Genomic DNA, 771 nt, shown 5'->3' with positions numbered 1-771 from the left:
ATGCCGCAGGCTGTCGATCTGTGTGCTGTTGCACATTGAACACCTCAACACGAAACAGGTGTCCTGGCGGAAGCCTCAGGGCGCGCTCAATCGCAGCTGCGCGCCGATGATGCACACGCTTAGCCTTGCCGGTCTCCAGATTCGAGATGGTCGACCGTGAGCATTCCATCGGAGGCTTCCGGCGGTCCTTACGCAGTTCACGCGACACCTCATCGGCAAGGCCGCGAGTCGAGAACCCTGCGAACTCGCGGGCCGCAACGAACTGGTCCGCTGTTCCACGAAGCTCTGCCATTGCATTGCTAATTGCTCTCACCTCCTATGTTCCCTGTGCCATTGAACATAGCACACTAGACATGGACGGCAACCCTTAACCTCCGATGACACGGCAGATATGCTGCCTGAACAGGAATTACGCGGCTGAAATTTCTGGACACGACGACAATCTGAGAGGTTGTCGAACACCCCGTGCAGTGGGAAAGGCTGAACGCGTGAGCATCGAAGAACCGAACGACGTGCCGGAAGTATGGCGACCATACTTCCGGAGCCAGAGGATCGAGTTCACATTCCGCGACCTGGACCGCAACGTCGAGGGAGTGGCACTGAACACCATACGTAGGGCGCTCCTGGGAATCGGAGATCCATCGCGGCGCGTAGTAGCCGCAATTGCCGAAGCCCTCGCCCTGACTCCGGAGCAGTTCAGTGCCATCCGCTCGAAAGTGAACGGGGCCGAACCTACTGCCCCATTCGTGTTGCCAACTCGCGCGGACCTAC

The 771-nt window shown here is 58.8% G+C and carries 1 protein-coding gene; it reads left to right on the top strand.

Annotated features, from left to right (window positions below; translation table 11 throughout):
• Window positions 1-488: 488 nt before the first annotated feature.
• Window positions 489-771, top strand: a 283-nt coding sequence (locus A5777_RS25395; protein ID WP_231895037.1) for a hypothetical protein, incomplete at its 3' end; no start/stop codon positions are given.

The organism is Gordonia sp. 852002-10350_SCH5691597 (assembly GCF_001665715.1).
Classification (GTDB): domain Bacteria; phylum Actinomycetota; class Actinomycetes; order Mycobacteriales; family Mycobacteriaceae; genus Gordonia; species Gordonia sputi.
Note: the sequence above shows the minus strand (reverse complement) of the source record. Positions and strands in the feature narration are given on the sequence as shown.